Annotated in this window: 11 protein-coding genes; 8 read left to right on the top strand and 3 right to left on the bottom strand. The window is 59.2% G+C overall.

Going from position 1 to position 7,951, the window contains the following annotated elements; all coding sequences use genetic code 11:
* Positions 1–134: 134 nt before the first annotated feature.
* A complete protein-coding gene (locus tag AAF555_12025) occupies positions 135–572 on the bottom strand; it encodes a DUF2452 domain-containing protein (protein MEM6912292.1) in 438 nt (145 codons plus the stop codon).
* Between the two features lie 105 nt (positions 573–677).
* On the opposite strand from AAF555_12025, the gene AAF555_12020 reads away from it, so the two are divergent.
* From AAF555_12020 to AAF555_12005, 4 genes are all read left to right on the top strand, one after another.
* On the top strand, positions 678–1,112 hold the full coding sequence (locus AAF555_12020) for a hypothetical protein (protein ID MEM6912291.1): 435 nt from the start codon (positions 678–680) through the stop codon (positions 1,110–1,112).
* Positions 1,112–1,903, top strand: a complete 792-nt coding sequence (locus tag AAF555_12015; protein MEM6912290.1) for a metal ABC transporter ATP-binding protein — start codon at positions 1,112–1,114, stop codon at positions 1,901–1,903. The genes AAF555_12020 and AAF555_12015 overlap by 1 nt, the downstream gene beginning before the upstream one ends.
* Positions 1,903–2,787: a metal ABC transporter permease gene (locus AAF555_12010; protein ID MEM6912289.1), complete on the top strand. Its 885-nt coding sequence runs from the start codon at positions 1,903–1,905 to the stop codon at positions 2,785–2,787. The genes AAF555_12015 and AAF555_12010 overlap by 1 nt, the downstream gene beginning before the upstream one ends.
* Before the next feature lie 186 nt (positions 2,788–2,973).
* Entirely contained in the window at positions 2,974–3,192 is a 219-nt protein-coding gene (locus AAF555_12005) for a hypothetical protein (protein MEM6912288.1), read from the top strand.
* Positions 3,193–3,411: 219 nt separating this feature from the next.
* Here the strand turns inward: AAF555_12005 and AAF555_12000 are convergent, their stop codons facing one another.
* Entirely contained in the window at positions 3,412–3,897 is a 486-nt protein-coding gene (locus tag AAF555_12000; protein MEM6912287.1) for a hypothetical protein, read from the bottom strand.
* 67 nt (positions 3,898–3,964) lie between these two features.
* Here AAF555_12000 and AAF555_11995 point away from each other — a divergent pair, with 67 nt between their 5' ends.
* The gene (locus AAF555_11995; protein ID MEM6912286.1) at positions 3,965–4,468 is read left to right on the top strand and encodes a septal ring lytic transglycosylase RlpA family protein; all 504 of its coding nucleotides are present in this window, start codon (positions 3,965–3,967) and stop codon (positions 4,466–4,468) included.
* Between the two features lie 48 nt (positions 4,469–4,516).
* Positions 4,517–5,959, top strand: coding sequence for a hypothetical protein (locus AAF555_11990; protein MEM6912285.1), 1,443 nt, complete (start codon positions 4,517–4,519; stop codon positions 5,957–5,959).
* Between the two features lie 87 nt (positions 5,960–6,046).
* Here AAF555_11990 and AAF555_11985 read toward each other — a convergent pair whose 3' ends face one another.
* The gene (locus AAF555_11985; protein ID MEM6912284.1) at positions 6,047–7,009 is read right to left on the bottom strand and encodes an ADP-ribosylglycohydrolase family protein; all 963 of its coding nucleotides are present in this window, start codon (positions 7,007–7,009) and stop codon (positions 6,047–6,049) included.
* 116 nt (positions 7,010–7,125) lie between these two features.
* Here AAF555_11985 and AAF555_11980 point away from each other — a divergent pair, with 116 nt between their 5' ends.
* A complete protein-coding gene (locus tag AAF555_11980; protein MEM6912283.1) occupies positions 7,126–7,377 on the top strand; it encodes a type II toxin-antitoxin system VapB family antitoxin in 252 nt (83 codons plus the stop codon).
* 4 nt (positions 7,378–7,381) lie between these two features.
* Positions 7,382–7,774 carry a PIN domain-containing protein gene (locus AAF555_11975; protein ID MEM6912282.1) on the top strand — a complete coding sequence of 131 codons (393 nt, stop codon included), beginning with the start codon at positions 7,382–7,384 and terminating at the stop codon, positions 7,772–7,774.
* Positions 7,775–7,951 lie beyond the last annotated feature (177 nt).

Raw genomic sequence — 7,951 nt, 5'->3', positions numbered from 1 at the left:
TGAGCTAAAAAAGGCGATTCTGAACTACCTCGAAAAACACAATCAAGACCCTCGCCCTTTCCGTTGGACCGCAACCCCAGAAGAAATCCTCTCCAAAGTCAGTTCAATTTGCAAAAGACTTTCCTAACGGGACACTAGGAGGCGACCTCGAGCGCGAAGAGTTCTTCGGTATCCACGTGGTCAGAAACGGCTTCGGGTTGCCAACGTCGGTCGGCCCCCAGGGTGAAGCTGCCGAGCCATTCCTTTTTCCACTCCGATGGGCCAATCAGCGAGACGGTGAATTCGCCTTTCACTCGATAGAGATGGCAGGTTTGTCCGACCATGGGCTCGAAGCGGAGTTCGCTTTCGTAGAGGAGTTTGTTCCAGTTGAATTCGTCGATCGCGGAGACGTAGCGCTGTCTGATTTCATCCAACTGTTGCTTCAAGACCCGTTCCACTTCGCTGATGCCGTAGGTCTTGAAGTTGGTGAGATCGGTCGGCGTGATGGGCGGGCTGAGCGTGGAGGTAGGGTAGGGCAGGAACCGCTGGTGCGGTTCCGGCTGGAGTTGGAGCTCTTGGGAAAGGTCGGCCATTTTGACAAGGCTTTTACGCTTGAGAGGAGGCAAGGAACGGGGAAAGAGCTGAATTCGCCATTGCAAAATATTCGCAAAAACAGATTCTAGGAGGGTGACGCACGCATGAGAAATTGGCCAATCGCAAATGCCCTCCTTCTGCTAGCGGGCCTTTGGTTGCTTTCGTGGCCTTTGGTGCGGCTGACGGGACAGGCCAAGGGAGAGCCGCCTCGGCCGCCAGTCAGGGCGGAGGTGGCGCCTGAGGCCTTGGTTCCGACGCGGATCGATTTCAAGGCGACGGCTCCGATTGCTCATTTGCAGGTCGAGGTGGGAGGCTTGCCGTTGTCCGCGCCGGCCGCGGGCTTGAGCGAGGGGCAGTGGGAGGTGGATCTGCCGATCGTGAGGGCGGAGCCGCTCGCGTTGCGCGTCTTGGCGGTGGCGGGGACGGAGGTGGGGCATTTCTCGCTCCAGCTGCGCTTGGAGCCGGAGGGGTTGGAGAGTCGCAAGATGATTTTTTTTGGTGACAAGCAGTTGGTGGGGAAGGAGGAAGCGCGCTGGTGATGGGAGAGGCCATTCCGTTTGGCGACCACGGGGGAAGGGGTGCTGGGTCCCATGGCCTGCATGAGCATGAGCTAGTGGTGAGAGAGCTCTGCTTGAGTTACCAGCAGATTCCGGCCTTTCGAGAGGTGGAGTTCCGCACGCGGTGTGGCCAGTGCCTGGGCTTGTTGGGGCCGAATGGTGCTGGGAAGAGTTCTTTGCTGAAGGCGATCGCTGGGTTGGTGCCACCCGAGGGTGGGGAAATCATTTGGCGGGGCCAGGCGATGCGCAAGAGCATCCACGAGATCGCCTACCTTCCGCAACGGGAGGAGGTGGATTGGAATTTTCCGGTCACGGTGCGCGGGGTGGTGGAGATGGGGCGTTACCCGCAGGTGAGTTGGTGGCGTCGCTTCCGTCAGCGGGACGAGGAGGTGGTCGACCGAGCGCTCGAGGCGATGGCCTTGCAAGACTTGGCCAAGCGCCAGGTGAGTGAACTTTCCGGCGGGCAGCAGCAGCGGGTCTTTCTGGCGCGGGCGCTGGCGCAGGAGAGCCATGTGCTTCTCCTGGATGAGCCCTTCACCGGCTTGGACCGCCCGGCGCAGGAGAGTCTTTCTAGGCTGCTGCGTCAGTTGGCGAGTGAGGGTCGGCTGGTGATTGCTTCTCATCACGATCTGGGAACGGTCGAAAAGATTTTCGACGAGGTTCTTTTGCTGCGTTGCCAGCAGGTGGCCTTCGGGCCGACCGAGTCGACTTTTCACGAAGAGAATCTCAACCGGACCTATGGGAGCGTGCTTTCCGCGCTCGCGACTCGCTGATGTGGGCTTGGCTGACAGAACCGCTCTCGCTCACGATTCATCAGAAGACCTTGCTGGCCTGTCTTTTGATCGGTTTCACGAATGGATTCACGAGCGCATTCATTGTTTTGCGAAAGTCGGCCCTCAAGGTTGGATCGCTTTCCCACACACTCCTTCCGGGGATCGCCCTCGCCATTTTGGTGACGGGAGGGCTCACTTGGACGAATGCGTTTTTGGGAGCCCTGTTCGCGGCTCTCCTAGTGGGCCTGGGGTCGCTGGCAGTGGAAAGAAGTTCGCGGCTCGATCAAGAGACGGCGCTCGCGGTTTTTTACACCGCTGCTTTTTCTGGGGGGATTGTGATGCTGAATTCCATGCAAGTGCCGCAGGCTTTGGAGCATTGGCTTTTTGGCAACATCTCTTTGGTGGCGGATGCCGATCTTTGGATCGCCTATGGCATCAGTGTGGTGGCTTTGTTGGCGCTCACGCTGTTGCAGCGTCCCATCACGATTATGCTGTTTGAGCCAAATGTGGCCGCCAGTCTGGGAGTGCCGGTGCGTTGGCTGAGTTTTCTTTTGTTCGCGCTCGTCATCATCGTGTTGATTTCCTCGCTCCAGGCGGTGGGGTGCATTTTGGCCTTGGGCTTGTTGGTGGCCCCGGCGGCCATTGTCTATTTCTTTACCGACCATACCCAGGCGCTTTTTTGGTTAGGGGGCTTGGTGGGAGCGGCGGGGGCGTCTTCCTCCGTCTTCCTGGCCTATTGGATTGGTTGGCCGCATGGACCGACTATTGTCTTGGTCTTGGGAGGGTGGTTCGTTTTGGCCTATCTCCTGAGCCCAAAATATGGCTTGTGGAAGCGCTTTTTGGCCCCGCGACATCGGCACGGCGGAAAAGTGGTCAGTCAGTGACCGCTGAGTGGGTGGAACTTGCCCGGATGGATGAGGCTTCGCCAAATAGGGGGATTTACAATCTATTGGTAGTCAATGGATTAGGTTGATCATGGGGGTTGGCCCAGGCCCTGCGTTTCTCAGGAGCGGAGACAAAAAAGTCTCAGAAATCATTCAAGAAACCCAAACCGAAAGGAACCCCAAATCATGACCGATACCATTCAATACCGCGGCGCCACCATCGCCATCGCTGAAGTCAAAGCCCAACAAGAAGCGCGTGCCGCTTGGGCCCAGCAACATGAAGCACTGCATGCCAAATACCGCGGTGCCGATTACGACATTGATTTCTCAGCCGCCTACACCCCGAAAGAGGCTCACGAAGTGGAAGTCTCTTACCGCGGCGAAGTGGGCAAGGTGAATCTGTAAGCAGCTTCGTCTTCAAAAAAGAGCAACCCGCTCCGGATGAATCCGGCGCGGTTTTTTTTGGGATGGAGAGGCTTGTTCTGGGATCAGACGAATGGGATTCGGTTACGGGTTCCGAGGTTCGAGCGCTCTGGGGTGGGGAGAGTGACCGAAGGTGCGGATTAGATGCCCTCTGTCACGATCGCCAAAAAGGGGGCCGCTTTGGCTTGGCTTGGGCGGCTGTCAAAAGCCTTCTTTCTGGAGAAGCTTTTGCAGTTCCTGCTGGAAGCTCGCCAGATCGCTTTCGCTGGGACGGTAGTCGGGGCTGGGACCTTTGAGGGCCAGCCGTCCCATTTGGTCGAGAGACCATTCGGCTGTCTGGCCATCGGTGAAGGTGGCTTTGCCACTCACGATCATGCCGGGTCGTGCTACGGAGTCGGTGCGAACGCTGACCCCTTTTGGGGGAGCGGGAGTTTCCTCTTCCCGGCCATGGGCTTTGCGAGCAGCGGCCATTTGCTCTTGGTTTGAGAGGTCGACCGGTCCGGTGCTCCGTTCGCTTTTGATGACGAGCTGGAGGTCGCTTGCGATGAGCTGCATCTCCAAATAGGTCAGCTTGAGGGCAAATTCGTCTTTCAAGCGGGTTTGCATGTCGGCCAATTTGACCCCTTCCTCGGCCCAGTTTTGGAGGGCGGTGGTTTGTTCTTGGCTTAGGTCGGAGAGGCTTTTCATGCTGGACGGAGGGTGGCGGAGGCGGCTTTCGCTTTCAACGCGATTTTTCCGTGGCAGGGTCTCTTTCATGAAAGCGACCTTTTGGGCCTTCGGCTTGGCGCTCGTCTGGCTACTGAGTGGCTGTGGCTCCAGCTACTCCGGCTACAAGCGGGCCCCTTATTCCATCAAGGGGATCCGCTACACCCCCATGACGGTCGAGCAGGCGCTTCGCTTTCGGGAAGAGGGAATCGCTTCTTGGTATGACGAGCGAAGGCTCTTCGGCCTGCTGAGCGGGACGACGGCCATTGGAGAGGATTTTCGGGCAGGGCGCTTGGCTGGGGCCCACAAGACCTTGCCGCTGCCCTGCCGAGTGCGAGTGACCAATCTGGAAAACGGCAAGGCGACCACCATTCGGGTCAATGACCGCGGCCCCTTCATCGCCAACCGCATCCTCGATGTGACGCCCGAGGTGGCCGAGCGGCTCGATTTCAAGAAGCAAGGATTGGTGAGAGTTCGCCTTGAAGTGCTGTCCGTGGGCGACGGCGAATTCCGGCGAAGCGCTTTCCAGGAGCGCCGCTTTTGGTTTTTCTAAGACGCGTTCCTTTTAAGATTTTCCCCCATCTCGACGTTTCCCTTTTCTATGAAGACCGCTGTTTCCCTCATGAGTGTTTTCCTGACGGCGCTGACCACGGCCTCGGCTGACTTTCGGGTCTTTCGCAGCGCGGAGGGCCAGGTCATGGAAGCGGAGGTCTTGGAAGTCACGGAGAAATCGACCACCATGCGCTTGCAGAACGGGCAGGAGTTCACCTTGCCTTTGGAGCGATTTTCCCCAGCGGATCAAGAGTTTCTGCGGGAGTGGAGCCCACCCGGTTTGGACGGGGAGCAGATCGAGAAATTGAATGAGGTCATTGGCCATCCCCTCTTCAGCGGGTCGAAAGCGCTCTGGGGGGAGTCGGCCGCGGAGATCGCACTGCGTCTGAAGTGGCCGCCAGAGTCCGAGACCAAATATTCCAGCAGCTTCCGCCGTTATCCGGGGCCCAAGGAACGTTTTCTGAGTTCACGGCTCTACTCGGCGGTGGTCTATGCCGGGGAGGACGGGCATCCGGATCGCTTCTCCCTGGTTTATGCGAACAAGGGGGATTTCTATGCCGCCGCCGGCAGCGGCGAGGATCACTTTGCGGCCGGCCAAGTGAGCGATGAAGCTGGTTCGCTCGAGGAAGCGATGGCTTCGGCCGAAGAGAGGATTGCCAAGCAGCTCAGTTCGATTCTGGCCGAGGGCGAGTCCCAACGCTTCGGAGAGGGCAGCACCCGGCGGACGGTGCGCCGCTGGGATTTCCAAGGGCATGCCTTTCTCTTGAGCCATGTGGAGCAGGAATACGTCGGTCTGACCATCGTCCCCACGGAGCAGGCCGATAGCAGTGGCCGCTCGGGCCTGACCAGCGACCAAGTTCTGCGTGCCCGCCTCGAAAGGAATGTCCTTCGGCAGGAGAATGGGGACGTCGTCTTGGCCAATATCCCCATGGTGGACCAGGGCCCGAAGGGCTATTGCGTGCCCGCGACCTTCGAGCGGGCCATGCGCTACATGGCCATTCCGGCTGACATGTATCTTTTAGCGCAAGCTGGGCAGAGCGATGCCGGAGGAGGGACGGTCACCAGCATTCTCGTGGATGCCGTGAAGTCGGAAGTCTCCAGCAAAGCGCGTCGCGTGCGGGACCTCGATTTGGAGAGGTTCAAGCTTTCCCTCATTGCTCGCTACATTGACAAAGGCGTTCCCATTCTTTGGCATATGGCAAGTTTGGATCGCTACAACCAAATCGCCAACGAACGCACCGTGGCTCGCGAGAGTATCAGTGATTGGTCGGCTTGGGCCGAAATGGTTTCCGCCGAGATGGAAGCCAATGTCGAGTCCGGAGACCTCCACCCAGAGACCAATTATCACATTTGCATGATTGTCGGCTACAATGCGGCCACGGAGGAGATCGCTGTGAGTGATTCTTGGGGGCCGCGCTATGAGCTGCGCTGGGTTCACTTGGGAGAGGCGGCCGCGGTTTCCATGGGGGGAGGGTATGTCATTGATTTGTGATGCCAAGCTGCCGGTTCCAGCAGGCGAGTGGTAGATTGCCGATTGCTGATTCCTAGCGGGCGGACGAGGGCCCCGATGCCTTTGGTATTAGGCAGCTCCTGCGGGCCGATCCCAGGTGGCGGCGGCTCTTTCAATGAGCTGCCCGACGTCCCGGCGACGCGCGATGGGCTTCGACCAGCGATTGGGAATTGTATCGATTCCGTGCAGGCAACCTGCCAGGGCTCCCGCGATGCAGGCGGTGGTGTCGGTATCGTCGCCCAGATTGACAGCCAAGAGAACGGCCTCGGTGTAGTCCGAGGCGCGGAGAGCGCACCAGAGGGCGGCCTCCAAGCTCGAGAGGACGTAGCCCGTGCTTTGGACCTGGTCTTGGGGCAGGTTGGTGAGGGCTTCCGGGTCGCGTAGGCGCTGGAAGTGATCGTACTCCGCCTTGAGCTCGGAGGGCGCGTGTTGGAGAAAGGCCATCCGAGTGTCCAGCAGGGCCTGAGGGAGTGAGGCCTGTCCTGTGAGCAGTTCTCGGAGCAGAAGGCAAAACCAGGCGCAGGCAGCGCGGCTGCGAGGATGCCGATGGGTGAGGGAACTGGCGAGGGAGGCGCTCTCGATCACGAGCTGGGGCGCTTCGCTCCAAAAGGCGAGCGCGATCGGGGCGATCCGCATGAGGGAGCCGTTGCCATTGCTCTGCTCATCCCTGGCTCCGGCTTGGTGGGCAGGCGTGCCCTCGGCGATTCGCTCGATGGCGCTGCGGGTCGTGGTCCCGATGTCAAAGGCCTGGCCGTGGGGACTCCAGTTGCCATAATGGGCCCATTTGACGAAGCGCTCTCCGAGGTTGCGAGGATCCAGGCTCTTGAAGGCGAGAAGGCTTTCGACCGTGGTCAGCAGGAGGCTGGAGTCGTCCGACCAGGTCCCCGGTGGCTGCCGATGGGTCCCGAAGCCGCGCATCTCGCGGACCGGGTCGGCCTCTCGTTTCGAGCGAGGCTCGAATTCGACCGGCACTCCCAGGGCATCGCCAATGACCGCCCCCCAGAGACAGCCGGAAATGCGAGAAGAGAGCACGGAGAGAGCCTAGGCAATTCCGAGGGCCCGTTCTAGCGGAAAGTGGAGGGATTCCACCGTTTGCCTGGAGTAAGGAAATGGAGTAAGGGTGTGAAAACCGTATTTATCGTCCGTCGATGAAGACCACCATTGATATCGATGAGAGCAAGCTGAGGAGCCTGATGGAACTGCGCGGCTTCAAAACGCGCAAGGAAGCGATCGATCACGCGCTGACCGAGGCGGAGCGGCAGGCCAAACTTGATTGGGTCTTCTCGGCGGATGAGGACGAGGACCTGGAGGAGCCGGTCATTGATCCCAACTATGATCTCAAGAAAATGCGGGAAATGGACAAGCCCAATTATCCCCCTGGGAAGAATTCTTGGGACTGAAAGGATGAGATATCTTTTGGATACCTCGGCATTGATCGATCTGGACCGCAAGAAGGGTGGTCTCAGACCGAAGATCCAGAATCAAGTTCGGGCAGGAGAGATCCTCACTTTTGGCATCGTCCGAGTGGAATTTCTTCGCGGTTTGGTCAACCCGCGTCGCCGTGAGAAGATCGCCACCCTTTTTGACATCATGTCAGAAATTCCAGCCACTTCGGCTCTCTGGCGCTTGGCGACCCAGCTCGCTTGGGACATGGATCGGAAAGGGCGTCCGATCCCTGCCACGGACATCAGCATCGCAGCGGCCGCTCTTTCCGCAGGGGTCCGCTTGGTCTCTCCCGATGCCCACTTTCGCGAGATTCCGGGCTTGGAAGTTCTCCCGGAATTGCCCCTATCCTAATACCAACCTCCAGAATACACTGGAAGAATGGAGGGGAGGTGTTGTGGGGAAGAGGCGCTGAAGCGCGGGGAAGGAAGAGCCGGTGTCTTTCGAGCCAGCCCTGGGTTGCTCCTCGGTTACGGTGCCTGCACCGCGCCCTCGTCGCGCCTTGGTCTGGCCCGAAATCCACTCGGCCAT

The organism is Verrucomicrobiota bacterium, assembly GCA_039027815.1.
In the GTDB taxonomy this organism is placed as follows: Bacteria; Verrucomicrobiota; Verrucomicrobiia; order Verrucomicrobiales; family JBCCJK01; genus JBCCJK01.
The sequence above is the reverse complement of the archived record's forward strand: the minus strand, read 5'-3'. Positions and strand labels throughout refer to the sequence as shown.